This is a genomic window from Mucilaginibacter sp., assembly GCF_965225845.1.
In the GTDB taxonomy this organism is placed as follows: Bacteria; Bacteroidota; Bacteroidia; order Sphingobacteriales; family Sphingobacteriaceae; genus Mucilaginibacter.
Window position 1 is genome coordinate 229,333 of sequence record NZ_CBDDBL010000002.1, and the last position, 24,810, is coordinate 254,142.

Sequence of the window (24,810 nt, forward strand, 5' to 3'; positions counted from 1 at the left end):
CCATGAGCAATACAACACAAAGTACAACCGGTAAGCATAGCAATATGTATTTATACCTTATTTGCCTGGTAGCTGCTTTAGGCGGGTTTTTATTCGGGTTTGATACTGCGGTGATATCGGGCACAGTAAGCCTGGTAAAGCACGACTTTAATTTAGATGCCTTGCACGAAGGCTGGTTTGTTAGCTGTGCCTTGCTTGGTTGCATATTAGGTGTAAGCATGTCGGGTAAATTGAGCGACAAGTATGGCCGCAAGATTATCCTCATACTTTCGGCGGTATTATTTTTATCATCAGCGCTGGGCTGTATGCTATCCGACTCTTTTACAGTATTGATCATCTTCAGGTTGATTGGAGGTTTGGGCATAGGCGTTGCATCTATGGTATCGCCTTTGTACATCTCGGAGTTTTCTCCTTCGCGTTTCCGTGGGATGATGGTTTCCATGTATCAACTGGCACTAACAATTGGAATCGTACTGGCTTACTTCTCAAATGCCTATTTAGCTAATCATACCGGTGATGTATTTGGCAGCGATATCACCCAAAAAATCTTTTCAGCTGAAGTGTGGCGTGCAATGCTTGGGTTAGGCACTTTGCCTGCGGGGATATTTTTGATCTCGTTGTTTTTAGTTCCCGAATCGCCAAGATGGCTTTTATCTGCCGGCAAAAAGGAAGAGGCTTACAATATACTCATCAATATAGATGGAGTTGAAGCGGCAAAAAGCGAAATAAAATCATTTGAATCATTACAGCAAACCCAACAAAATACAGGCTTTAAGGAATTATTTACACCAGTATACCGCCGCGCCTTATGGATTGGTTTGCTACTTCCGTTCCTGTCGCAGATCTGCGGTATAAACGCAGTGATCTATTATGGTCCAAGGATTTTAGAGCAGGCAGGCTTTACGTTAAATAACGCGCTTGGCGGCCAGGTTACCATAGGCTTGGTTAACGTGGTATTTACATTCGTAGCCATTTTTACCATTGATAAATGGGGACGCAAACCGCTACTTTTTGTGGGGATAGGCGGCGCGGTTATTTCATTAATAATTATCGGGCTGCTTTTCGCTCTGCACGTTACATCGGGCCCTTGGATATTGATATTTATACTTGCATTTATAGCCTGCTTTGCCTTCTCTTTCGGCCCGGTATGCTGGGTGGTAATTGGCGAAATATTTCCCAACGCCCTACGAGGTAAAGCGATGGCCCTTGCCACACTTTCTTTATGGATTGGTAACTTTTTAGTTGGTCAGTTAACGCCATTAATGCTGGAGGGTTTAGGCTCAGCGACAACATTCTGGATTTTCGCGGCTTGCTGTTCCCCTGCATTATATATTACCTGGAAACTGATCCCCGAAACCAAAGGTAGATCACTTGAAAATATTGAATTATACTGGAAAGAGAGTTTTGCAGGCAAAGCTTTGAATGTAATAGAAACTGATACTAAAATATTAGCAATATCAGATGCAGACTTTAAAAATAAAAAACTTATACCTGAACCTAACCATACTAAATAACCTTTTTAACCAATAAATTATGAGCATGAAATTACTTTACAAACCACAAAAAATTAAATGGCCGCCTAAACAACAAATTGTGGCTACAATCATTTTTACATTCCTTTTGGTTAATGTATGGGCAACTGTTAAAGCAAATGGGGGTAACAGAAGCCACATCATTTCACAACAACAAAATTTAGAAATTACCGGTACTGTTGTAGACGATCATGGGCAGACAGTACCCGGCGTAACCGTTAGTATTAGCGGCACACCACTTGGCACAGTAACCGATGGAAAAGGTTATTATCACCTAAATGTTCCTGACGCAAATGTTGGCGGAACCTTAACTTTTTCATCAGTTGGCTTTGTAAAACAGATAGTTGAAATTAATAGCAAAACAACTATAAATGTTATTTTAAAGGCCGACAACAGTACATTAAATGAAGTTGTTGTTGTTGGTTATGGCACACAAAAAAGGTCAACAATTAATGGTGCCATTAATACCGTTGGTGCGAAGGACATCGGCAGTAAGCCAGTATTAAATCCTTTGCAGGCCTTACAAGGCGAGTCGCCCAACCTAATTATCCAACAAAGTACGCTTGATCCGGGCAGCAACGTGACCATTAACATAAGAGGGGTTGCTACTTTCGGAAATAACGATCCCTTACTGGTAATTGATGGCATTACGTCTGCATCTGTAAATGATCTTAATCTGTTAAATCCCAATGATATAGCAAGCGTTACCATATTAAAAGATGCCGGTTCTGCTGCCATTTACGGTTCACGTGGTGCAAACGGTGTAATATTGGTAACCACTAAAAGCGGCAAATTCAACCAAAAATCTACTGTTAACTATAATGGCAGTTATGGCTTGCAAGTTGCCGATGTGCTGGTACATAAAGTGAGTGCCGCTGACAACGCTTATTATAAAAACGAAGCACTTCAAAACTCAGGCTTACCGCTGGCATATACCCCGGAACAAATACAACAATTAGCCGCACAGGGAAATGGTACCTGGGACATTAACCACTTATTGCATAATGCACCGCAACAATCTCAAAACGTAAGTGTTTCCGGCGGCGGCCCTACAAGCAGTTATTTTATTTCCGGCGGATACCAGGACCAGATGAGCAATTTTATTGGTACCGGCGGATCAGGAAGTAATTTCGGTTTTCAAAAATACAACCTCCGCATGAATCAAACTTCGCAGGTAGGGATTTTTAAATTGAACACGATATTGGAATACACCAAATCTCGTAACAAAACCAACACTGTTGGGGATAACAATATTATTGCTGATGCTGACCGCGTACCGGCTAACTATAGCTGGACTGATGCCAATGGTAATTATTTAACTAACCCGATAGCGGCGCAATATAATGAGTATGGAGTTTTAAAAGAAGGTGGTTACAACCAAGCCGACAACGACCGCATATTTGGTAATTTGAACGGTACTTTAGACATCACTAAAGATTTAAAATTAACAGGTGTTTTTGGCGGAACGCTCCAGAATAATGGAAACTTTTTCAGGCGTACGCAAGTTAATTTTTTACCTTCCGGGGTTTATGGTAATGATTTAACTACTTATGATAATAATACTAAATCAAGTTCCTTTAACACACAGTTGTATTTAAACTATAATAAAACGATTGCGAAAGATCACAATTTCGGCGCAACTTTAGGGGTATCCAGTGAGATTAACAGTTCACGTGAATTTCAGCTACAAGATTTATATACCGATCCAAATTTTGGGAATTACACAACAGGTAGCCAGTTAGATCCTGTAAACTCTTTTAACAGTATATCTATCCCGGCTAACAGCCTGCAATCAGTATTCGGCAGGGTGAATTACGACTATAAAAGCAGGTATTTTGTTGATTTTGTATTCCGCGATGACGCGTCCTCCAAATTTGCACAGGGTCACCGAAATGGTTTCTTCCCTTCTGTTAATACAGGCTGGCTGGTATCGGATGAATCATTCATGCAAGGCATCAAAAAAACACTTAACCAGCTTAAACTAAGAGTTACGTATGGTGTGGTAGGAAACAACCAAACAGCGACCGACTATGGTTATCAAACTACTTATTTTAACTACTCAAGTGCTTATGCGTTTAATAACGTTGTGCAGGGCGGGGCAGGTACAAATTTGGCAAATCCTTTAATCACGTGGGAAAGAGCTGCAACCTTTAACATAGGTGCCGATTTTGGACTTTTTAATAATAACCTTACCGGTTCAGTTGATTACTTTAATAAAGTTACCAGCAATATTGAACAGGCTCCTTTGGATGTGCCAAGCATTTTTGGAGCTACACCTCCCTTAGCAAACGTAGCCAAAGTTAGAGACCAGGGATGGGAGTTAACTTTAAATTACACGCTAAGAACCAAAGGTGTTACTCAAAGTTTTACCGCGAACATAGCGAATACAAAAAATACTATCCTTGCATTAACAGGTGGCCAAAAATCTATCAGTAATCCTGAAGATGTATGGTCGTTGATTGATGAAGTAGGGCACCCTATTTCTCAATACTATGGTTATAAAACCAATGGTATCTATCAAACACAAGCCGAAGTAAACTCTGCCCCTAAAATTGCAGGAAACGTAGTTACCGTAGGCGATTTAAAATTTAAAGATTTGAACGGTGATGGTGTAATTGATGCTAAAGATCAAACTTTCATCGGTGACCCGTTCCCGCATTATACATTCGGTTTCACTTACCGCATAGCTGTTGGCGGGTTCGACCTGTCGGCATTTATACAAGGTGTTGGCAAAAGGGATGAGTTTTTACGTGGAGAGTTAGTTGAGCCGTTCCATTATAACTATGGTAACACTTTATACCAAAACCAGCTTGATTTTTGGAGTCCATCTAACACAGGCGCGAAATATCCGCAGTTAGCAATTATCGGTTCAGCATCTAACACCAACAATTGGCGTACAGGCTCTAATATCTATGATTTTAATGCAGCTTATGCAAGGTTAAAAAACGTGAACATAGGTTACACGCTTAATAGAAAGGTGAGCGAAAAGTTAGGCATGAGCAAACTAAGAGTATCCCTGATTGGGCAAAACCTTTACACGCTTACCAAGCTAAAGTTTATCGATCCTGAAACATCGGAGTTTGGTAACAATGAAAACCTTTATTCGGCTTCAAACAGTTCGCGCGCATACTTACTGCCTATATTTTATGGTGTAGGGCTTGACGCGACATTTTAATAAAAAGATAAAAAAATATAGATATGAAATATTTTAAAAAGACCTTAATTATATCCTTAGCGATGATGTTATCGTTGGGATGTAAAAAATTAAACCTTGCTCCAACAGATCAATACTCCAGTCTTGATTTTTGGACTACAAGTGCAAACGTTTATAACGCCTTGAATAATAACTATAGCTTAATGTATAACAGCACGCTATATTTTGATTTGGAAGGAACATCAGATAACGCCTACTCACAAAGCATAAGCGACCTGATATTGATTGGCAGCGGTAATGCTAATGCTCAAACCGCTGAGTTTGCAAATGATTGGGCTAACTATTACAAAACCATTAAATCGTGCAATCAGTTTATCGCTTATTCAGGCCAGAACAAAACTTTGGATGCCGCTACGTTATCGAGACTGAACGCCGAAATGCGTTTTATCCGTGCATTCACAGATTTTAATTTAACCAAGTGGTATGGTGATATTCCTTTGGTTAATGATGACATTACCGAAGATGAATCTAAGGTAATTCCGCGCACGCCGCAAGCACAGGTGGTAACATTTATACTAAGCGAGCTAAATGCAATAATCCCATTATTGCCATCAAAGGATCAGCTTGCGGCAAGTGAAAACGGCAGGATCACCAAGGGTGCTGCACTTGCATTAGAGGCAAGGGTATTATTATACCAGGGAAACAGAATGAACGATGTGATTACCGTTTGCCAAAGTTTAATGAATGACCAAGCAACTTATGGAACATATTCATTAAGCCCTAACTATGGTAACCTGTTTAATGACCCGGCAACCAATAAAAATAATCCTGAAACAATACTGTCATTACAATATGCACCAAATTCAACCCGCACCTGGACTGATTACCAGTTTTTTGCACCGAACAGTGTTGGCGGTTTCTCTAATAACCTTGCACCAACACAAGAGTTAGTGAATGACTACATTATGCTGAATGGCGACAGCATTAGCGACCCTGCTTCGGGGTATACCGCTGCCAATCCATACATCAACCGCGACCCGCGTTTAGCTGCAACTATTGTGTATGATAAAGCTTATTGGAATAATGGTAATGGTGCTAACGGTACAAGCAAAACCATCTACATTAAACCCGGCAGCGATCCAAGCGATAATCTATCAAGCCCTAACGGCCCTGATGAATATGTAGTTGGCAGGGAAAGTTCATCTCCAACCGGGTATTACTGGCGTAAATATTTTGACCCGAGCGCACAGGTGAATTTTGCATCAGGCAATAACCTGCACCTGTTTAGGTACGCAGAAATATTATTGGATTATGCCGAAGCTGAAAACGCTTTAGGCCAAATGAATGCTACCATCTGGAACCAGACCATAGGCGCATTGCGCTTACGTGCAGGTTTTACCGATGCCAATGCCATTAATTATCCCGGCAATAATAATATGACTGCCATCATCAGGAGAGAAAGACGAGTGGAAATGGCTTTTGAAGGATTAAGGACAGATGACATCAGGCGGTGGAAAATTGGCCCGGCTGTATTGAACGGCTATGTACACGGCGCCCAATTTGGCGATCCGAGTGTTGACAATGGCTTTATCCGTGTGCAACCCCGCAAGTTTAACCCTGCAAGAGATTATGTGTGGGCAATACCCCAGGGCGATCTCGATAAAGATAAAAATTTAATCCAAAACCCTAATTATTAACCAATATCAATTAATAAAATGAGAAGATTAATTCAATCAGGTTTTATGGTTTTGTTAGCCATAGCCGCTTTTACTTCATGCAAAAAGAATAATTTAGCACTTAATTCAAACGTAGCACAGGTAAGTTCGCTTACAGCACCTACCGATCAAACAGCTATTAGCCTGCAGCCAACAGGTGCTAATATCGTGTTTCAATGGAGTGCAAGCTCAACCCAGGGCACCAGCCTGGTTTTATACGAAGTTGCCTTTGATAAAGCCGGCGGCGATTTTAGCCACCCCATATATAAAATTTTAGCGGATGGAGCAGGCGCCCAAACCCAGGCTACTATTTCACAGGATACCTTAAATAAAGTAGCGTCAAATGCAGGCATTGCGTCTTCAAGCACAGGCACCTTAAAATGGGCGGTAATTGCTTCGGTCGCGGCTAATGGCAAAATGAGCAGCGCAACGCATACGCTATTAATAACCCGCCCTGCAGGTTTTGCAGTATTGCCAACAGCAATGTACCTTACCGGCACAGCAACAGAAGGTGGTGCCGATGTTACCAAATCTGTTGTGATGAAACAAACGTCGGCAGGCGTGTTTGAGTTGTATACCTCGCTGCAACCGGGTACTTACCAGTTAACGGATAAACCATCTGCCGCAGGCACCAAATATTACCTTGACGCAAATGGAACGATACAATTAGGCACCTCAACCACAACAGTTACGGCTGCAACAAAACCGTACCGCATAAACCTCGATTTCAATGTGGCTACTTCTAAAGTATTATCTATCGATTCACTTGGTTTATATATGTCGGCCTATAACACCGAGATCGGGAAATTAGGCTACATTGGCAATAGCACCTGGGAGATAGCCAAACTGCCGGTAACTTTCTACCAGTTTTCGTGGGGAAGGGATCAACGCTATAAATTCATCCTGCATACAAGTGCGGGATTGGAATATTGGGGTAGTACCTTGCAAAATAACCTGGATCCTGCGGGACAGCCGGCCAGCTATTTTGACCTGATACCGGTAACTAACGACCAATGGAACAATACTTATAAATTTCCGGCGGCGGCTGATTTGCATAATGTAAAAGTTGATGTATATTTCCCGGCAACAGGCACTTATACACATACAGCTACCGCGTTTAATTAATACAGCTACCGGTATTTGCCGGGAATATTTTATACAAGCCATCTGCGATTTACCAATTATTGCGGATGGCTTTAATACCAACCAACTATGAAAAACTTTGTGTATGGCAGCATGGCAGCGTTAATAATTTTAGCGGCTTCGTGTAGCAAATCAAGCGTTAACCCGCCTAAAAATCCTCCCGTTGATACCACTAAAACAGTTACACCAACATCGCTCTATTTAACCAACGCGAGGTCTACGCATGGCTATATTGCCAATAACTACTTAACCTCATACGGCAGTTACCGGGTAAATACGACCACCAATACTGGCAGCGCGTTTGAATGGTATAACGCGAGCCAGCTATACGCTGATGCCGAAATGGTAAGTCTTGGCGACCAATCCTACCTGCAATACATGAATAACACTTTTACATGGCTGCAAAAACTGATAGATAAAGCTGATACCAGCGGCGGATATTTTGCTTCGGCAGGATTAGATGGATCCGGCGGTAGCGGTTTGAAATATGTTGATGATAATTCCTTAACCGGCATGGCATACCTGGCGGCTTATGATGTTACTACCGGCACTACGCAAACCAATTACCTTAATGCAGCCAAAGGCTGTGCTGATTGGCTGATGTATAGCGGCCAGTGGGATAGCACTTTAGGCGGAGGTTTTTGGTGGAACACGGATAAAACTGTTAAGCCAACACAATCAAACGCGCTTGCCTTGCAGCTGTTCTCGCGCTTGTATAAAATTACCGGGCAATCTATTTACCACGATTGGGCGGTGCAGATAAATACCTGGTTAAATACCAAAATGTATGGCACCAATGGGCTTTATATATGGCAGATAGAGGCGAATGGTACTGTCGATAGCCAAAATTTTACTTACGACAATGCCATTATGGTTGAAGCCGACCTGTTATACGGGCAGGCCATGAATGATAATACCTATTTAACAAAAGCGCAGGCATTAGGTAATGCCATGATCAAAACTTTGTGGGATGTTACGCATAACGTATTTATTTTTAATACAACCGATATCCGGGTAAATCCGTGCTATAGCGGCTGGGCGTCGCAAGCTATGGTTAAGCTTTACGAGTCCGATAATAATAATACCTGGCTTACCTACGCAAAAGGAAATATTGATCAGATAAATAACGTATTGCGCAACTCAGCTTTTGGCTATTACAATTATGCTGGTTTAGATGGCTCGGGCAGGTACACTAACTTAGAAGGTGTTGATCAGGCCTGGATGCAGCGGGTACAGGGTTTGTTATCAAAATATAAATAATCAATTCTATTTAAATGAAGAGATCAATTAAACCATGCCTTTTAATGTTGGGTATGATCCTGGTGTGCAAAGGCGCAATAGCACAAAACTTGTTAAAGTACGTCGACCCCAATGTGGGTACCGCGCATAGTCGTTGGTTTTTTTATACCCCAGCCGCAGTACCTTATGGTATGGCAAAGCTGGCTCCATCAACCAACGGGCATTATGGTAATGCGCAGGGTTGGGAAGCTGTTGGGTACGATACGCGCCAAAACTCTATCGAAGGATTTGTCCATTTTCATGAATGGCAGGTTGGCGGCGTTAGCTTTATGCCTACAACAGGCGAACTAAAAGTTAGGCCGGGTGAATTAGATACCCCGGGCAGTGGTTACCGCTCACATTTTGACCGTAAGAATGAAGTTGCCCAACCCGGGTATTACAAAGTTTTGCTGGATGATTACCAAATCACCGCAGAACTGACCGCGACAAAAAGAGTTGGTTTTCATCGTTACACTTTCCCGGCAAGTAATCAGTCGCACATTATTTTGGATATCGGGAATGTGCAGGGCGAAAGCGGCCCGGTTACGGATGCAGGCATCCACATGATAGACGCCACACACTTCCAAGGTTTTGTAAATACCTATCCAAAATATGTAAAGCAATATGACCCAAAAGGCAAAGTGTTGATGTTTTTTTATGGCGAACTAAGTAAAAAACCAGCAACCATAGGTTCATTTAATACAAAAGGCATTATGCAAAACTCTATGGCAGCAAACGGCAAGGGCGCGGGATTATTCCTGAACTATCAAACCGCCGCGGGTGAAAAAATAGAGATCAAAGTCGGTTTATCATACACCTCAGAAGCTAACGCGAAGTTGAATTTGGAAGCCGAGGCTGCTCATTTAACTTTTGATCAGGCCAAAGCACTCGCCCAAAAAACATGGCAGCAGGAATTGGGTAAATTAACTGTTCAAGGGAATGATGATACTGCCAAAGTTAAGTTTTATACAGGTTTATATCATGTATTATTAGGGAGGGGCGTGGCAAGCGATGTAAACGGCGATTATCCTAAACACGAAGGACAAATAGGCCACATGCCCGTATCGCCGGCCGGCAAAACCTATAATTTTATAAATACCGACGCAATATGGGGCGGCTATTGGGACATTACCCAATTGTGGGCGTTATCGTACCCAAACACATACGAGGATTTTATCCATACCCAATTACAGGTATACCATGATAAAGGGTGGTTTGGAGATGGAATTGCCAACAGCGAATATGTATCGGGCGTGGGGACAAACTTTGTGGGCTTAACAATTGCGGCAGCTTACCAGGTTGGCATCAGAGATTATAACATCAACACTGCCTACCAGGCAGTAAAAGCAAATGAGCTGGGCTGGAAAAACAGGAAGGTAGGATCAGGAAAAATGGATGTTAAACCCTTTACTGAATATGGTTATGTGCCATTTTTAGAAGGCGACGGATCTAATTTCGTAACGGATTCAACCGGGGCCAACTTTTCAGCATCACATACTTTAGAATATAGCTTTAGCGCATTCGCGGCAGCGCAAATGGCAAAAGCGCTGGGCAAAACAGCTGATTATCAAAAGCTGATCAAATACTCCAACGGGTGGCGTTATTTATATAACCCGGCTAACAAACTAATTCAACCCAAAAAAGCTGATGGTACTTTTATAGCCAAGTTTGACCCTTATGCCCCCTGGCGCGGCTACCAGGAAGGAAATGCCATGCAGTACACTTTCTACGTACCACAAAATCCCGAAGCATTGATCTCGGCACAAGGCAGAAAATATTTTAATGACAACCTTGACGAGATCTTCGAAAAATCAGAAAAAGACGGTTTCGGTGGCGGTAAAACCATTGATGCCTTTGCCGGGATAACTTCCATCTACAATCATGGTAATGAGCCAAGCTTGCATATCAGCTGGTTATTCAATTTCTCGGGCAAACCATGGCTTACCCAAAAATGGACAAGAACTATTTGTGATGAGTTTTACGGTATCGAGCCAATCCACGGTTATGGCTACGGGCAGGATGAAGACCAGGGCCAGATGGGCGGCTGGTATGTAATGACAGCGCTTGGCATATTTGATGTAAAGGGCTTTACCGATGCCAAACCCATTGTTGAATTAAGCAGCCCGGTATTTGAAAAAGCAACCATTACGTTAGGTAATAACAAAAAGCTGATCATCGAGGCGAAGCATAATTCAAAAACTAACCTGTACATCCAATCGATAGTGTTTAACGGCAAACCGCTTAACAATTGTTGGCTGTATCGTGATGAATTAATGAAAGGCGGCAAAATGGTTTTTGTAATGGGAGATAAGCCCAACAAAACCTGGGGAACTAAGGTGCCGCCACCATCGGCACAATAAGCTTTAAATAAGAGCAATATGCTACATCTACCGATAAAAATAAAACACCTGGCAGTTTTTGTTGCAGCGTTCAGCTTGATGAATATAAAGCAGGCTGTTTATGCGCAAAACTTAAGTACACGGGCAGAGTGCCTTAACCGTGCGCAAGATATTTACACCAAAATATGGCAAGACTACCGTGTGCCTGCCTATAAAGGCCTATTCTCTGAAAATTACCCGGCAGATAACAGCGGAAAGGTTGATTATTTGCAGGGCGATAAGGTGAATGCAAGGGCAGTAAGTTTCCTGTGGCCGTTTTCGGGAATGATGTCGGCAACGAGTGCGTTGATGCGTAACTCAGCTGTAAAAAATAAATACCATGTTTATTTAGACAGTTTGGTAACCGGTATAGAAAAATATCGTGACACGACCAGAACACCGACAGGTTACCAGGCCTATCCGGTAATGTTTGAGCATTCGGACAGGTATTATGATGATAACGGGCTGGTTGGTACCGAGTACATAGAAGCCTATTTTAACACCCATAATCCAGTATACCTTGACAGAACCAAGACCATATTTAAATTTATAATAAGCGGCTGGAGCGATGAGCTTGGCGGAGGCATATACTGGCTGGAGGGGCATCATGACCAAAAACCCGCATGCAGTAATGGCATGGCATTAATAGTAGCACTTAAACTGTATAAGGCAACAAAAGACCCTTATTATTTAAACTGGGGCCTTAAGTTTTACAATTGGATGCATGCCAATTTAAGCAACCCTCAAGGTTTGTATTATAACGATAAGAAAGTTGCCGACGGAACAACCAATCCGACGTACTGGACCTATAATTCGGGCGCGGTACTGGAAGCTTCAGTTTTATTATACCAATTTACCGGCGAGCATAAATACCTGGCTGAGGCGCAATTGATGGCGAAAAATATATTTCAGCATTTTCAGGATGATAAGCATGACGCCCATTTAAATATGCGGATAGACCTGCCATGGTTTGTTGCCGTTTTATTTAGAGGTTACGAAGCCCTATGCCTGGTTGATAAAAATTATACCTATGTAAATGACATACATGCTGATATTGATTATGCCTGGCAAAATACCCGCGATAAATATGGATTTACCACGCATGACTGGGCGGCTGATACCACCGAAATAAAGAAACCGAAATGGCTGCTTGATGAGGCCTGTATAGCCGAAATATACGCAAGACTGGCCTATATCCCAACTGAAAACAAGTAAGCATACACCTTTTAATTGTTATAAACCAAACGCCGTCAAATTAATGTTCGAACATTACTACATTTTATAATAACGAATCAGTTAAACCAATTATGAAAAAAAAATTATTACCAAAAGGGCTGATGGGCTTAATCCTTTTATCTGCCGCTCGTCGCAATCATCTCATTACGCATTTTAATATAATCTGAATTGGATAGGAAATTCTAATCATTTTGAATAACGTCAAATGTAAATTGGATATCATCGGTACTCGCAATATTTTTGTCGAATTTCAAATTTATTTTTGATAGAAACAGGTATGTAAATAATGGATTAACAGAAATATTGCCATCATTTGAAAATGTAAACTTTATATCTAGTGTAATCTGATGATCGTTTAAAAAGCCCAAAAATGATAGTCTTAAATAATATCCTATTCTTCTTTTGGAAAAAAAACAAGAGACACCACAGGTTTATGGGCCAATAAATTGTTATTTTGCGTAACCGAAAACTTCACATGACAACTCCACAAGAATCATTATCAAATTCTCTAAGGTCGAATAAGGTAATACCAGTAATTGGGGCCGGTGTATCTTACGCGACAGCGGAGATTCCCGGATGAAAGGGATTGGTAGAAAATGGCCTGGGCACTTCATGATGGAAGAAATTGATTTGGAAGATTTTAAAGCGATAAAGTCTGAATGTACAGAAGCCTTAAAAAGCTTGGAAGCAAAGCTGGGCGATATGCCTAATAAAGCCGAGGGTTTAAAAACTATAGAAGGTTTGTTAGATATCGTGATTGAAAAGTTTTCAAATATTCAACTTAATTATAAATCGCCTAATATTATAGAAAAGCGTAAGCTAATTGGTTCGATATATCCTAAAATGTATGTTTTGATGGAAAGCGACATCGAACCCCTTATTTGAGCGAGCCTCTTTCTATTATCTTGCAGATTAACAGTAAGTTAAGCGGCATAAAAAAAGGGGAAAAGTTGTCTTTCGATAACCTTTCCCCTGAAGTAGCCCGTAGGGAACTTCTTAATCACACTTAAGTAAAGGCTTTTAGGCTTTTTTATGCGTAATTAGCCTTGATATTTTCCTAAAAAGAACTAATTAATATCCTTTAAATAACCCCTATAATTTCCCCTTTTCTAATTACACATACGTCTTTATTAAATAGGAAAATATCTTAAATAAGGTGCTTTCTATACTACCTAGAAGCGGTTTTTTCCTTACCTTCGGGTATGAAATAAAATAAATCAAATATAAATAAGGCATTGCGTTAAGCAAAAAATCCCACTACTGAAAGGTCGAAAATTCAAAATGGATGGGAGGTTTAGCAATAACGCTCACGGTAAAGCGTGGGCGTTGCTATTCTTCGTCCATTAGGGATTCGACCCCCTCAGTAGCGAAGATGGTGACGTTCCACGCTTTGCTGTTAAAACCTTATTAAATGAAAACTCAACTCAAAAACCGAACACTCGCATTAGTTACAGTCGTTATCTTAATGTTCTTTCAATCCTGTGAATTTAGCTCATTGAGTAGAAATGATGCAAAGGCTGCTATTGATTCCTATTTAAAAAAGCAAAATAGCACACTTTTAGTCCGAAAGTCAACTATTTACGCAGTAGTTAGAGGTCAAGGACAAAGATATTATGATGAACTGAACCTTATTAAACCATTTATTAGTGCAGGGCTTTTGAAATTCAAAAGAAAGGAAACGAGACCTGATACAGATCCTATTTATTGGTATATCTATACCGTTACAGAAAAAGGTAAACCATACATTATCAATCAAGAGTGGAGTGATGGAGATTATCCAGTTTACCATGTTAAGCAGTACGATCTAAACGTTGGCGATATAACTGGGATACAGTTTTCTAATGATAACAAACAAGCCTTAGTAGATTTTTATTTAAGCAAACAAAATATTACGCCCTTTGGAGAACTTAGCGTAAATCAGGATTCAAAAATAGGCTTACAGGCGGAATTTGATTTATATGATGATGGATGGAGATTAGAAAAGATGAGTGGTGCAAATTAAAAATAAATATCAAGCTTGATATTCCGGGGATGTTGACCACCTGATTCCGTGGCAAAGTGACCAGGCGATTAGCTGGCGAACGATAGCAGCGAGAGCTGTAAAAGCGTTTTCAAAGTTAGTTATTAAAAGTGGTTATTGATAACTGACCTCTTTATCATCAGTTCTTCGTTTCTTTCTCATTGATTCCCCCTTCAGTTCGATACGGTGTGCACTATGTACAATCCGGTCCAGTATAGCATCAGCAATTGTCTTTTCACCGATCACATCGTACCATTTACTTACAGGTAGCTGAGAGGTAATGATCAGCGAGGTCTTTCCATGCCGGTCTTCAATGATCTCCATTAGCGCAGCCCTGCTTTGCGCATCAAAAGGCTGTATACCGAAGTCATCCAATATCAGTAGTTCTTGCCGCTCGATCTTCGCAACCTCTTTGAGATACGAACCATCGGCCTTCGCCATTTTGAGTTTAGAGAACAGTTTGGGCGTACTGGCATAAAAGACCCTGTAGCCCAGTGTGCAGGCCTGGTACCCAATAGCAGAAGCGATATAGCTTTTACCGATACCTGTGCTGCCGGTGATCAGCAGATTCTCATTGCGCTCGATGAATGTACAGTCCGCCAGGCGCATGATCTGGTTACGGTCGATACTTCGGTCGGCATGATAGTGAACGTCCTCTACAGAGGCTTTGTAGCGGAACTTGGCATAATATATCTGCCGCTCGATACGCCTGTTATGGCGGTCATCCCATTCTGCATCTACCAGGTGCGCCAGTAGCTCATCTGCTGTGTAATCCTCTGTTTTACCTGTTTCCAGGGTGCTTTGAAAAGCATGGTACATGCCGAAGAACTTGAGCTTCCGCATTTTGTCTAACGTGTTTGTGTTCATTCCATTGGTTGTTTAAAAGGTTATTTGTAATAGTCTTCGCCTCTGATATTATCATGGCTGGGCATAGGAAGTTCATCTGCGAACAGGCTTTCTTCGTATTGATCCATCTTCTTTTCCAGGATCATATGAATGGTCTTATAGTTATAAACGCCATAGTGAAGACCTCTTCGGCAAGCCATGATCAGGCGTTCATTACCTACTTTGCGGGAGAAGCCAAGGATACCCAGGCAGGACTTATAAGCCTGTTCAGGATGTTGTTTACGGTCGAATATATTATGGATATAAAGCCTGACATCCTCGTGTATGGATGAGGCCCAGCCCAGGAACTTATCTTTTGACCAGTCGGCCACGAACTGATGAGTGGAAGCCAGATGGTCTTTCTCGGTTGTATAAAGATATAGTCCCCTTGTGCGTTTATGCATGGCAATACGCTCATAATGGTAAAAGGCTTCTACCGAAGAACTGGAATATAGCAGCTTGATCTTTCTGCCGATAAACCGATAAGGGACGCTGTAATAATGTTTATCCGGTCCAAGGCATACATAGCCGTTCTTCATCACGGTAGCATGGAACTGCTTTTTAAGCTCGTAACGCAGAACAGGTAAAGGGTTGAGCACTTCGCGCTCTATCTCATCGAACTGCTGCCTTCGGCTGTAGTTCCTCCCTTGCAGGAACCGGTTGTTGTGCTCTTCGAGCACCACTCTTATGGCTTCGTTCAGATCCTTTAACGAATGGTAAACTACTTTTCTTAAGGGGGCATAGATCCGGGTATACATGATCTTAACCGCACCTTCTACCAATGCTTTATCACGAGGGCGGAACGCCCGAGCTGGTAGTATGGTAGTACCGTAATGATCAGCAAAGTCAGCGAATGTTTCGTTTAACGTGGGCTCAAAACGGCTGCTTTTGGTCACGGCAGCTTTCAGGTTATCCGGTACAATGGCATCAGGAACGCCACCGATATAATGCAGCGTATTCTCACAGGCCGTAATAAAGTCCTCCTTTTGCTGACTACTCACAGCTTCTACATAAGTAAGCTGGCTGGCTCCGAGTATCGCTACAAATACCTCAACGGTAATGATCTCGCCGGTCTCCTTATCGGTAATGCTCAGCTTTTGCCCTGCAAAGTCCACATACAGCTTATCACCTGCTTTGTGATCCATATGCATGGTCGGGTTGACCCTCGCTTTCCACTGGGTATAATAGAAGCAGAACTGGCTGTACTGATAGCCTTCCGGGAACTCTTTATAATACTCTGCCCATAATATATGACGGTTAACGCCGGTGCGTTTAAGCTCCTTATCTACATGCGGAAAGCACCGCAGCATAGATTGCATACGGCCTGTAGGAGGCATCTCCCTGCTTTTTCCAAAGAAGTCCTCTAGTTCCTTATCGTTCAGCGCATCAACCTCCTCGAACGTAAAGCCACTATCCTTAAACGAGGCCAGGTACTTCTTAACGGTATTCCGGGACGTATCAGCCTGGGCAGCTATCGACATGATACTGCGCCCATTGGTGTACATCCTTATTATCTTTCTGATCTTACTCATGCTAATCGTAGTGTTGGCCATGCTTTTGGAGGTTATATTAAACCTCGTAAAGATGGGTGCTTCTACAGCATTAGCTGCTCGTTCGGGGTGGTCAATTTGGCCCGGAATGCCTGGTCAGTTTGCCCCGGAATGGGGTGGTCAATTTGACGCGGAATCACTGGTCACATTCCGCCGGAATTGGGTGGTCAATATCAGCGGTATATCCACCTTGATGGCTATTCGCGATGTGCTGGATGTTTTATCAGGGAAAACACTGGATGATTTGTCTCCGCTTCCTTCACTGGACGATATTGTTGATTTCTCATTAAATAATATACCATTTGGTGAAAGTGACCGGAAAATCAAATTGCCAGATACGTTAATTACCGGCCCAATAAAAGCGGATTTCCTGAAATTGTCTGAAGAGCTAACCCGCAAGATTTTTGACAAATCAAAAAAGCAGTCAACATCTATACACAGCCTACTAAGCGTCGCCCTCCTTCTTGCTGGCAGGGAACTTTCGCCATCGTGGCGAAATGAACCTGTAAAATTACTTCATCCGGTATCTGTAAGAAAGGCATTCAACTTAGGTAACGATTATAACCTGCTATTCGCTTCTGTTATTACCAGTTCCGATCCGGAAAAAGAGTCTTATTGGGATATGGCTCAGGCGATTGGCAAGTCAATAGCAACCGCGCAGACCGTTCATTTCATTAAAGAAGGCGTCAAAGCAACAAGAGAACTTTTTTATAATGGGCTGGCGCCTGCGGAAATTATAGAGCTGCTGTCTCAAAACGGACATCACCATATTTTATTTAGCAACCTTACCCGATCACCGTTTGCAGCAGAAGCTGAAAGGTTTAAGATAAAAACAATTTTTGGACCGTTTGTACTTTCTGCTATGCCCGGAGCACAAACGGTCGGTGCCATTACAACAAATGGACAACTATGTTTAACACTTACGGCACAGGAGCCACTGCCTGGCTTGTTGAAACAGACAAAAGCGATTTTAGAACATATTTGCTATGGATAATTATTCAATCTAACATCCGGAGATTACACTTTCAGTAATATCTTCAATAATCGTATAACCCAATGTTTCGCCGCTATCCGGGAATAAAATAGAAGTTACCTGGCACCAGATTATTGTACCGTCTTTTTTCCGGAAACACGTTTCCAAGCTAAATGAGGTAAGGCCTTTTGCCACAATTTTTCCTGCAAAAATCTCCAGTCTTTATGATATTCAACAGGGGTAAAATCTAAAATCACGAAACCATCAAATCTTCTTTAGTGTCAAAACCCAACAATGCGACCATAGCTTCATTTACCTGCAATATTTTCAGGTCGGCGGAAATATCTTGTTGCCCAACCTCGAAGCCTCAAATACTGTTCGGAAGCGGACCTGGCTTTCCTGGTAGCGTTGGTCATTGGACAGTATAGCCGCTTTATGTTCATCAGATTTTAATTGACTGATCTCTAACTTTAGTTCGGCAATGGTCGTTTCTAAAGATTTTTTATCTTCCATGTTATGAGGCGATTCACCGGCTCCATGACCTTTTTGATTTGGAAGAAAATGGATGGCGTCAAGCTAGCCAATTAAATCGATTTTTATTTTTTTTAAATAAATTAAATTAATAGTAAAATTTAAAATGGAATACTTTCGATCAGATTATAATTTTCAGATATTAAAATAACAAACCGGTAAGTAATTCTGATCATTAAATCCAGATATTGCTTAATGATGTCACTAGTATCTTGGTCAAGGATCCAAGTGGCTGGCGCCTAAAAGAAGAAGGGGATTTTGAAAAAACTGAACTGGCCCTCGCCATTGGTAAGGCAATTGCTTTGAAATACGTATTTGAAATTATTTACCAGCTTTTAACAATTCGTTTTTTTCCTTTTCCGCCTGTAACAAACGCTCAAGCAAAGCAACTTTTTCATCGTATAGTTCAACTATTTTTTCGATAGGATTGAAATAAAATGTGCCATAGTTACCATAATTACTTTGCGCACCATGATTGTTTGATCCTTCGTAGTTATTTGGAATATTATAGATAACTGCTTCGTCGCTATAATTTTTTATGGCCTCAGAAGATACACCTAAAATGCCGGCTACTTTTTCTAAAACATCATCTTCTATGGTTTCTGCTTGTTCCATACGCGAAACGGTTTGCTGGCTTACGCCCAGTTCAGACGCAAGATGTTCCTGTTTGATACCCCTTAATTCGCGGATGCGGCTGATTTTTCGGCCGATGTGTGTGTTTGAAGGTTTAGCGGCTGTTTCCATATTTCAAAAATACAAATTTTATTGCTTGTAAAAATAACGCTTTCGTGGGTAAAATACCAATCTTTTGAGTTTTGTACCGCTTAGTGCCTGGCTAAGTTTGAGATACTAAATCTAAATAGCATGAACAGGTTATTATATGTGGCACGGAAAGCGAAGGACTGACAGAAAAACAACTTGCTAAAGTTTTAAATATTGAAGAGCGCGAGTATATCGCATTAGAACATTCGCTCACTGATGTTAATGCAAAACAAGCCTTGATACTGGCAAAACTGTTCAATATAGATGCGGAACAGTTCATTTATACAGAAGGAAGCAAGGAACGGCAAGCTAAGTACGTCATGGATGAAATAACGAAGTACAAGGAGAATGGCCTGCTGAACAATATCAGTCCCGCCGGTTATTTCCACATCGTTGATTTGGGAAACACCGCTTTGCGGTTAGCCGCCGAACTTAACCATGCCCTTTACCGTCAGTATGAACTGGAGAAGGATAACGAGGCGATCAGGAAATTGAATGCAACTTTGAGTGAAAGTAATAATATAGTGGTGGAATAGGGGCTGCGGCAGGCAGCTCATTACATCACGCGTGCCGCTATATTCATTCGCCGCCAGCCTCGCCGCAAAAGCAGGAGAAACTCGTCCCTCGTTACACCTGCCTGAAAATAAATAATAAATCCCTTGCACCGCAACCACAAAGTTAGCCGCGCAGCAAAACCGTCAAGGCCATGTAAATGGGCGGTGTTTGTTTTTTGTAGCCCAGCCTTGACAGTTTCGCTGCTTGCTGCTGCCGGTTAATCCACTGGCGCAATCACCTCTCATTAATTTTGGAGATGATTGCGCCAATGGAGAAGAATTTTACTTTAATACTTCAGGTCGGTTCGGCTGAGCCAATTATATAACAATATGCTCGGTCGATATCAGAAAGCTACAGCCCTGCATATCAAGGAATTTCTCTTCATCGGGCCTGATCAATTCCATATAATCTTTAGCACCAAAAACATTTTCAATCGATTCTGCATTATCAAACCAGATTTCTGTGATCCCATCATATTCCGGAGGAGGCAGACCTGGAAGCGTTACTGGTAAAGGATGGCATTGTATGTATCGGCGGACATATTGCTTTACTTCCGGTAATGAAGCAAATAAAGCCGCGTGATTATTTTTATGATAAGATACGAACTCTTCGTGACTGGTTCCCGGACGCCTGCGTAGTAAGATGGTGAATTTAATCATGGTTATGTTTTTTTATCAAAGATGGCCTATCGTTACCGGCTATAACGTTGACTTTGGTTAAGAAAAAAGGCGCTGTCGTAAATTTATTGGATACTGGGTGGGGCCTTTTCATGATCAATAACTCATTAGTAAGATGACCTTTATGGATCTTTGAACATCTTCTACAGTGCTTTGCTGATCTCTTTGGACGGTGTGGTTTAATCCTGTTTTTTTTCGCGCATCACATAAGCTGATATTGCTAACAGTAATCTTCTCGACGGCGTAATTCCGGTACTAAAAGCCAATATGCTGTTTAGCAGACCAGGTACTACATTTAATTTACCGGCCAGCATACCCTTATAACCTGCTTTGGCAACTTTGGCCGCATCCAGCTGGGAACCCTGCGCGAACGCTGATGTGCCCATATTGGCCCTGTCAACAAATCCCGTTTTAGTGACTCCCGGGTTGAGTACGGTTGCTGTTATACCAGTACCTTTTAAATCAGCATGTAAGGCCTCCGTAAAGTGCATGACATAAGACTTGGATGCAGCATACACGGCCATCATCGGCGTTGATTGAAATGCAGCAAGTGAACCCACATTAAGGATTTTGCCATAACCCCGGTTGCTCATCTCTTTTACAAACCTTGCAGTAAGATCGGTCAAGGCCAATACATTCAGGTTGAGCATATTTTCGTAGGTTTCCGGAGTTCCTTCGCTTACTTTTTTAAAGTCGCCATAACCTGCATCATTAACCAGGTAATCCACCTTTAAATTTTTCAGCTCACACAGTTCATAAAGTTCTGCGGTTTTACCTGGGATTGACAGGTCCATATCCACATTGTAAACAACAATCCCATATTGCTGCTCAAATTCCTTTTTGATTTCCTCAAGCCGTTCTTTTTTTCTCGCAACCAGCACTAGATTAATGCCGTCTTTGGCAAAAAGCTTCGCGAGTTCATAACCTATTCCACCGGAAGCTCCGGTGACAAGTGCTGTTTTTCCTTTACTACTTTTCATAACCTTGTTTATTTTATTACAAAGCTAGGTGCTTACCGGATGCCGTATCGTTGACTTCGGTTAAGATATTTATTTGTAAAGGAGTCGCTTGCGCAGTCTGCTCAATGATTCGGCCTTCACACCCAGGTAAGAAGACAGGTGAAACTGAGATACTTGATTAAACAATTCCGGACGGGTCGATAAAAGATGCTCGTAACGCTGCTGTGGCGACATAAATTGGAACATTTCTACACGTTCATTCAATTGCAAATAAACCCGTTCAGCTATAAGACGGCCAAACTTTTCCCAAGCCGGTGATCTTGCATAAAGCTTTTGCACATCTTTAAAAGAAAATCTCAAAACTTCTGAATCCTGCATAGCCTGCCAGTAATAGCGGGAAGGCATCTGCGTAAGGAAGCTTTGAAAATCTACTATGAAATTATCCGCTTCTGTGAACCGGTTATTGATCTCGTTGCCTTCCAGATCAACGTAGAACATCCGGAAGAACCCTTTAGTAACAAAATAAATATTTCTGCAAACGTCACCTTGTTCCATTAGATTGCTCTTCTTATTTACAGATACCACAATTCCCGGTGTCAAAAGGTTAAGATCATCCGGTGACATGGGTGAGATCGTATTAATAATAACTTTAAGTCTTTCCATTAGACGATGATTTGTTTATCCGCATAAGGTCAAATTTACACAATAGTAAATCGTAGTTGGGAAGGCGAAATGTTTTTGTAAGCATCGCATGCCAAGAAATATCATATAGTCAAACTAAAAATGGATAAGCAGTTATTAAAATGTGCTTACACTTAGTGCTCCCTGACCTGACAGAATTCGAACTATTTTATCAAAGGCCTAAAGTCTATAACATCTATAAGTTAGTAAATAAGGATGTGGTATTGATTAATATTTGAATAAGATGAGAGGGAATGGCCTGCTAAACAATATAACTCCCGCCGGTTATTTCCATATCGTTGATTTGGGAATCACCGCTTTGCGGTTAGCAACTGAACTGAACCATGCCCTTTACCGTCAGTATGAACTGGAGAAGGATAACGAGGCGATCAGGAAATTGAATGCTGAGTTAAATGACGGTGGCAAGATAGTGGTTGAATAGCGTCTGCGGCAGGCGGCTAATTACATCACGCGTGCCGCTATATTCATTCGCCGCCAGCCTCGCCGCAAAAGCAGGCGAAACTCGTCCCTCGTTACACTTGCCTGAAAAGCAAAAAAACCATCAATCCCTTGCACCGCAACCACAAAGTTAGCCGCACAGCAAAACCGTCAAGGCCATGTAAATGGGCGGTGTTTGTTTTTTTTTAGCCCAGCCTTGACAGTTTTGCCGTTTGCTGCTGCCAGCTGTTTAAGCGATGCAATGGGTTGTTGTGCGCCAGCTAAAAAAACATTAGTGCTCCTGTGGTGAGTTGTCAAAAAAGATTTAATGAATAATACACTATTGTATCCTTACTGGACTACAATGGAGCAGAATGTCAGGGCGAAAAGAAGGTTAACGGCGGACGATGCAAGAAAAGCTTTACACAAAGAAGGGATTGATATTTCTGAAAAAGAAGCAGAAGAAATTTTGGAATTCTTGTATATTTTAGCTAAATTGTCTGTAAGTCAATACGTTAGTAACAACGATGATCAAGTCATCTGATTTAAACTCCAAACTATGAATTCTGCTTATTTATATGTGCGTGTCAGCACTGATGAACAAAAAAGAAAAGGTTATTCACTTCCTGAACAGGAAGACCGTTTATTGCGCTACTGTGAGCAAAACAATATTGAGGTAAAGGGCATATTCCGGGAGGATTATTCAGCCAAGAATTTTACCCGCCCTCAATGGCAAAAGCTTTTAACAATTCTCAAAAACCGTAAAAAGAAGGATCAGGAAAATGTCCTTTTTATTAAGTGGGACAGGTTCAGCAGGAATATTGAATTCGCATATCAAATGATAGGTATTTTAAGAGGCGTCAACGTCCAGGCAATGGCCATTGATCAGCCGATAGATTTTAAGATTCCGGAAAGTACGGTAATGCTTGCCGTTTATTTGGCCGTTCCTGAATCGGAAAATACAAGGAGGGCATTGAATACCTTAACGGGTATGCGCCGGGCAAGGAAAGCCGGGCGCTGCGTATCGTCTGCGCCCAAAGGTTATCAAAACCTTTCCCATCCCGACGGAAGAAAATACATCGCCCCTAAACAACCGGAAGCTGAATTAATGAAGTGGGTATTTACGGAATTGGCGACAGGAAATTATAATGGCGAGCAGGTGCGCAAAATGGCTTATACCAAGGGTTTGAAGTGTGGGAGGAACAACTTCTGGAAGATCATCCGCAATCCGATCTATTGCGGAATAATAGTAGTGCCGCCTTACGAGGAGGAGGAAATACAATTTGTTAAAGGGCAACATGAGCCAATAATATCTGAAGCGCTTTTTTACGAGGTCCAGGACGTTTTAAATGGCAACAAAAAGAAAGCCACAGCAAAGTTTGTTTCATCTGATATGTTGCCGTTAAGGGGCTTTTTAGAATGTCCTTATTGCCACAGGATGCTTACGGGTAGCGCTTCGAAAGGAAGGCATGGCAAATACTTTCATTACTACCATTGCACAGGAAAATGTAAATGCCGCTTTAAGGCAGAAACGGTTAATGAATACTTTGAAAACTATTTACTGAATTTTCAGCTCGCGCCTGGTATTGGTGCTTTCTACAAAAAGGTGGTTACCGAAGTGTTTCAGGCGGAAAATAAATCCGGGCTAGACGGGCGCCGCATTATAGCTGAAGAGATCGAAGAGCAAGAAAAATTGTTATCCAATGCCCGTAAACGCTTTATGATGGAGGACATAGATGCAGAAGATTTTAAAGCAATTAAATCGGAATGCAATGATAGTTTAAGGATGCTGGAAGCTAAGCTTGCGGACTTGCCTAATAAGGCGGAGAGCATGAAAACAATTGAAGGCCTGCTGGATATTGTAATTGAAAAATATTCAAACATACAACTGTATTATAAATCGGCAAGTATTATTGAAAAGCGGAAAATTATTGTTTCGATGTACCCTAAAAACCTATGTTTTGACGGAATACAACATCGAACCCCATATCTAAACACTGCGCTTGAAGCTATATTGCAGATTAACAGCACATTACAAGGCAAAAATAAAGGGGAAAAGTACACTATGTGTGACTTTTCCCCTTTGGTAGCCCGTAGGGGAATCGAACCCCTGTTTCTAGAATGAAAATCTAACGTCCTAACCCCTAGACGAACGGGCCTTGTTTTTATATATTATCTGTGGTATTTCTACCAAAGCGTTCCCTTATTTTGGGACTGCAAAGATATACGTTTATCGATAATTTAAAAATAAAGTTTAAAAAATATTTTTATTATTTTTTGGAGTAACTCAAAATTACAATCAGCAAACAAAAACAGCTTAATGGCATTGTTATTTGTGAGATA

General features: G+C 41.5%; 22 protein-coding genes and 1 tRNA gene. 14 read left to right on the forward strand and 9 right to left on the reverse strand.

The genetic code is table 11. From position 1 onward, the window contains the following. The first annotated feature begins 2 nt into the window (after positions 1-2). The 9 genes from ACYZ0U_RS04805 (at position 3) to ACYZ0U_RS04845 (ending at position 14,438) form a co-directional block, all read left to right on the forward strand. Positions 3-1,514 (forward strand): sugar porter family MFS transporter, encoded by a 1,512-nt coding sequence (locus ACYZ0U_RS04805; protein ID WP_461450392.1) that lies wholly within the window; start codon positions 3-5, stop codon positions 1,512-1,514. A gap of 25 nt (positions 1,515-1,539) precedes the next feature. Beyond that, positions 1,540-4,707 (forward strand): SusC/RagA family TonB-linked outer membrane protein, encoded by a 3,168-nt coding sequence (locus ACYZ0U_RS04810; RefSeq protein ID WP_461450394.1) that lies wholly within the window; start codon positions 1,540-1,542, stop codon positions 4,705-4,707. A 23-nt stretch (positions 4,708-4,730) separates the two neighbouring features. Further along, the gene (locus tag ACYZ0U_RS04815) at positions 4,731-6,383 is read left to right on the forward strand and encodes a RagB/SusD family nutrient uptake outer membrane protein (protein ID WP_461450396.1); all 1,653 of its coding nucleotides are present in this window, start codon (positions 4,731-4,733) and stop codon (positions 6,381-6,383) included. Positions 6,384-6,401: 18 nt separating this feature from the next. Continuing rightward, a complete protein-coding gene (locus ACYZ0U_RS04820; RefSeq protein ID WP_461450398.1) occupies positions 6,402-7,526 on the forward strand; it encodes a SusE domain-containing protein in 1,125 nt (374 codons plus the stop codon). 87 nt (positions 7,527-7,613) lie between these two features. Further along, positions 7,614-8,804, forward strand: a complete 1,191-nt coding sequence (locus ACYZ0U_RS04825; protein ID WP_461450400.1) for a glycoside hydrolase family 76 protein — start codon at positions 7,614-7,616, stop codon at positions 8,802-8,804. Between the two features lie 14 nt (positions 8,805-8,818). After that, positions 8,819-11,182, forward strand: coding sequence for a GH92 family glycosyl hydrolase (locus tag ACYZ0U_RS04830; protein ID WP_461450402.1), 2,364 nt, complete (start codon positions 8,819-8,821; stop codon positions 11,180-11,182). 18 nt (positions 11,183-11,200) lie between these two features. Beyond that, on the forward strand, positions 11,201-12,415 hold the full coding sequence (locus ACYZ0U_RS04835) for a glycoside hydrolase family 76 protein (protein ID WP_461450404.1): 1,215 nt from the start codon (positions 11,201-11,203) through the stop codon (positions 12,413-12,415). Positions 12,416-13,012: 597 nt separating this feature from the next. Continuing rightward, positions 13,013-13,321: a hypothetical protein gene (locus tag ACYZ0U_RS04840; RefSeq protein WP_461450406.1), complete on the forward strand. Its 309-nt coding sequence runs from the start codon at positions 13,013-13,015 to the stop codon at positions 13,319-13,321. A 526-nt stretch (positions 13,322-13,847) separates the two neighbouring features. After that, complete coding sequence (locus ACYZ0U_RS04845) at positions 13,848-14,438, forward strand: hypothetical protein (protein WP_461450408.1); 591 nt, start codon at positions 13,848-13,850, stop codon at positions 14,436-14,438. A 132-nt stretch (positions 14,439-14,570) separates the two neighbouring features. Here ACYZ0U_RS04845 and istB read toward each other — a convergent pair whose 3' ends face one another. After that, entirely contained in the window at positions 14,571-15,323 is a 753-nt protein-coding gene (gene istB / locus ACYZ0U_RS04850; RefSeq protein ID WP_354431475.1) for an IS21-like element helper ATPase IstB, read from the reverse strand. Between the two features lie 20 nt (positions 15,324-15,343). Further along, positions 15,344-16,873, reverse strand: coding sequence for an IS21 family transposase (istA, locus tag ACYZ0U_RS04855; protein ID WP_461449803.1), 1,530 nt, complete (start codon positions 16,871-16,873; stop codon positions 15,344-15,346). 52 nt (positions 16,874-16,925) lie between these two features. Here istA and ACYZ0U_RS04860 point away from each other — a divergent pair, with 52 nt between their 5' ends. Beyond that, positions 16,926-17,885 carry a hypothetical protein gene (locus ACYZ0U_RS04860; RefSeq protein ID WP_461450410.1) on the forward strand — a complete coding sequence of 320 codons (960 nt, stop codon included), beginning with the start codon at positions 16,926-16,928 and terminating at the stop codon, positions 17,883-17,885. Between the two features lie 9 nt (positions 17,886-17,894). On the opposite strand, the gene ACYZ0U_RS04865 is transcribed toward ACYZ0U_RS04860, so the two are convergent. The 3 genes from ACYZ0U_RS04865 to ACYZ0U_RS04875 form a co-directional block, all read right to left on the reverse strand. After that, complete coding sequence (locus ACYZ0U_RS04865) at positions 17,895-18,059, reverse strand: PAS domain S-box protein (protein ID WP_461450412.1); 165 nt, start codon at positions 18,057-18,059, stop codon at positions 17,895-17,897. 132 nt (positions 18,060-18,191) lie between these two features. Beyond that, positions 18,192-18,377, reverse strand: a complete 186-nt coding sequence (locus tag ACYZ0U_RS04870) for a hypothetical protein (protein WP_461450414.1) — start codon at positions 18,375-18,377, stop codon at positions 18,192-18,194. Between the two features lie 339 nt (positions 18,378-18,716). After that, entirely contained in the window at positions 18,717-19,139 is a 423-nt protein-coding gene (locus ACYZ0U_RS04875) for a helix-turn-helix domain-containing protein (protein WP_461450416.1), read from the reverse strand. Positions 19,140-19,477: 338 nt separating this feature from the next. Between ACYZ0U_RS04875 and ACYZ0U_RS04880 the strand changes: the two genes are divergently transcribed. Then, the gene (locus ACYZ0U_RS04880) at positions 19,478-19,693 is read left to right on the forward strand and encodes a hypothetical protein (RefSeq protein WP_461450418.1); all 216 of its coding nucleotides are present in this window, start codon (positions 19,478-19,480) and stop codon (positions 19,691-19,693) included. A 336-nt stretch (positions 19,694-20,029) separates the two neighbouring features. Here the strand turns inward: ACYZ0U_RS04880 and ACYZ0U_RS04885 are convergent, their stop codons facing one another. The 3 genes from ACYZ0U_RS04885 to ACYZ0U_RS04895 form a co-directional block, all read right to left on the reverse strand. Next, positions 20,030-20,371 (reverse strand): EthD domain-containing protein, encoded by a 342-nt coding sequence (locus ACYZ0U_RS04885; protein WP_461450420.1) that lies wholly within the window; start codon positions 20,369-20,371, stop codon positions 20,030-20,032. A 197-nt stretch (positions 20,372-20,568) separates the two neighbouring features. Next, positions 20,569-21,369 (reverse strand): SDR family NAD(P)-dependent oxidoreductase, encoded by an 801-nt coding sequence (locus ACYZ0U_RS04890; protein WP_461450422.1) that lies wholly within the window; start codon positions 21,367-21,369, stop codon positions 20,569-20,571. Between the two features lie 69 nt (positions 21,370-21,438). After that, positions 21,439-21,972, reverse strand: coding sequence for a Crp/Fnr family transcriptional regulator (locus ACYZ0U_RS04895; RefSeq protein ID WP_461450424.1), 534 nt, complete (start codon positions 21,970-21,972; stop codon positions 21,439-21,441). Between the two features lie 301 nt (positions 21,973-22,273). Here ACYZ0U_RS04895 and ACYZ0U_RS04900 point away from each other — a divergent pair, with 301 nt between their 5' ends. From ACYZ0U_RS04900 to ACYZ0U_RS04910, 3 genes are all read left to right on the forward strand, one after another. Beyond that, complete coding sequence (locus tag ACYZ0U_RS04900) at positions 22,274-22,471, forward strand: hypothetical protein (protein ID WP_461450426.1); 198 nt, start codon at positions 22,274-22,276, stop codon at positions 22,469-22,471. 324 nt (positions 22,472-22,795) lie between these two features. Continuing rightward, positions 22,796-23,011, forward strand: coding sequence for a hypothetical protein (locus tag ACYZ0U_RS04905; protein ID WP_461450428.1), 216 nt, complete (start codon positions 22,796-22,798; stop codon positions 23,009-23,011). Positions 23,012-23,026: 15 nt separating this feature from the next. After that, complete coding sequence (locus tag ACYZ0U_RS04910; protein ID WP_461453685.1) at positions 23,027-24,592, forward strand: recombinase family protein; 1,566 nt, start codon at positions 23,027-23,029, stop codon at positions 24,590-24,592. Here ACYZ0U_RS04910 and ACYZ0U_RS04915 read toward each other — a convergent pair. Then, positions 24,552-24,626 (reverse strand) — tRNA-Glu (locus ACYZ0U_RS04915). The two genes, ACYZ0U_RS04910 and ACYZ0U_RS04915, sit on opposite strands and share 41 nt — an antisense overlap. Positions 24,627-24,810 lie beyond the last annotated feature (184 nt).

Excerpts from the sequence above, each read along its gene's own strand:
- istA (WP_461449803.1), bottom strand. The coding sequence starts at position 16,873 with ATGAGTAAGATCAGAAAGATAATAAGGATGTACACCAATGGGCGCAGT.
- ACYZ0U_RS04890 (WP_461450422.1), bottom strand. The coding sequence starts at position 21,369 with ATGAAAAGTAGTAAAGGAAAAACAGCACTTGTCACCGGAGCTTCCGGT.
- ACYZ0U_RS04840 (WP_461450406.1), top strand. The coding sequence starts at position 13,013 with ATGAAAGGGATTGGTAGAAAATGGCCTGGGCACTTCATGATGGAAGAA.
- ACYZ0U_RS04820 (WP_461450398.1), top strand. The coding sequence starts at position 6,402 with ATGAGAAGATTAATTCAATCAGGTTTTATGGTTTTGTTAGCCATAGCC.
- ACYZ0U_RS04895 (WP_461450424.1), bottom strand. The coding sequence starts at position 21,972 with ATGTCACCGGATGATCTTAACCTTTTGACACCGGGAATTGTGGTATCT.
- ACYZ0U_RS04830 (WP_461450402.1), top strand. The coding sequence starts at position 8,819 with ATGAAGAGATCAATTAAACCATGCCTTTTAATGTTGGGTATGATCCTG.
- ACYZ0U_RS04875 (WP_461450416.1), bottom strand. The coding sequence starts at position 19,139 with ATGGAAACAGCCGCTAAACCTTCAAACACACACATCGGCCGAAAAATC.
- ACYZ0U_RS04845 (WP_461450408.1), top strand. The coding sequence starts at position 13,848 with ATGAAAACTCAACTCAAAAACCGAACACTCGCATTAGTTACAGTCGTT.
- ACYZ0U_RS04870 (WP_461450414.1), bottom strand. The coding sequence starts at position 18,377 with ATGGAAGATAAAAAATCTTTAGAAACGACCATTGCCGAACTAAAGTTA.
- ACYZ0U_RS04905 (WP_461450428.1), top strand. The coding sequence starts at position 22,796 with ATGAATAATACACTATTGTATCCTTACTGGACTACAATGGAGCAGAAT.
- istB (WP_354431475.1), bottom strand. The coding sequence starts at position 15,323 with ATGAACACAAACACGTTAGACAAAATGCGGAAGCTCAAGTTCTTCGGC.
- ACYZ0U_RS04885 (WP_461450420.1), bottom strand. The coding sequence starts at position 20,371 with ATGATTAAATTCACCATCTTACTACGCAGGCGTCCGGGAACCAGTCAC.
- ACYZ0U_RS04910 (WP_461453685.1), top strand. The coding sequence starts at position 23,027 with ATGAATTCTGCTTATTTATATGTGCGTGTCAGCACTGATGAACAAAAA.
- ACYZ0U_RS04810 (WP_461450394.1), top strand. The coding sequence starts at position 1,540 with ATGAAATTACTTTACAAACCACAAAAAATTAAATGGCCGCCTAAACAA.
- ACYZ0U_RS04805 (WP_461450392.1), top strand. The coding sequence starts at position 3 with ATGAGCAATACAACACAAAGTACAACCGGTAAGCATAGCAATATGTAT.
- ACYZ0U_RS04900 (WP_461450426.1), top strand. The coding sequence starts at position 22,274 with ATGAGAGGGAATGGCCTGCTAAACAATATAACTCCCGCCGGTTATTTC.
- ACYZ0U_RS04825 (WP_461450400.1), top strand. The coding sequence starts at position 7,614 with ATGAAAAACTTTGTGTATGGCAGCATGGCAGCGTTAATAATTTTAGCG.
- ACYZ0U_RS04815 (WP_461450396.1), top strand. The coding sequence starts at position 4,731 with ATGAAATATTTTAAAAAGACCTTAATTATATCCTTAGCGATGATGTTA.
- ACYZ0U_RS04835 (WP_461450404.1), top strand. The coding sequence starts at position 11,201 with ATGCTACATCTACCGATAAAAATAAAACACCTGGCAGTTTTTGTTGCA.
- ACYZ0U_RS04880 (WP_461450418.1), top strand. The coding sequence starts at position 19,478 with ATGGATGAAATAACGAAGTACAAGGAGAATGGCCTGCTGAACAATATC.
- ACYZ0U_RS04860 (WP_461450410.1), top strand. The coding sequence starts at position 16,926 with ATGGGTGCTTCTACAGCATTAGCTGCTCGTTCGGGGTGGTCAATTTGG.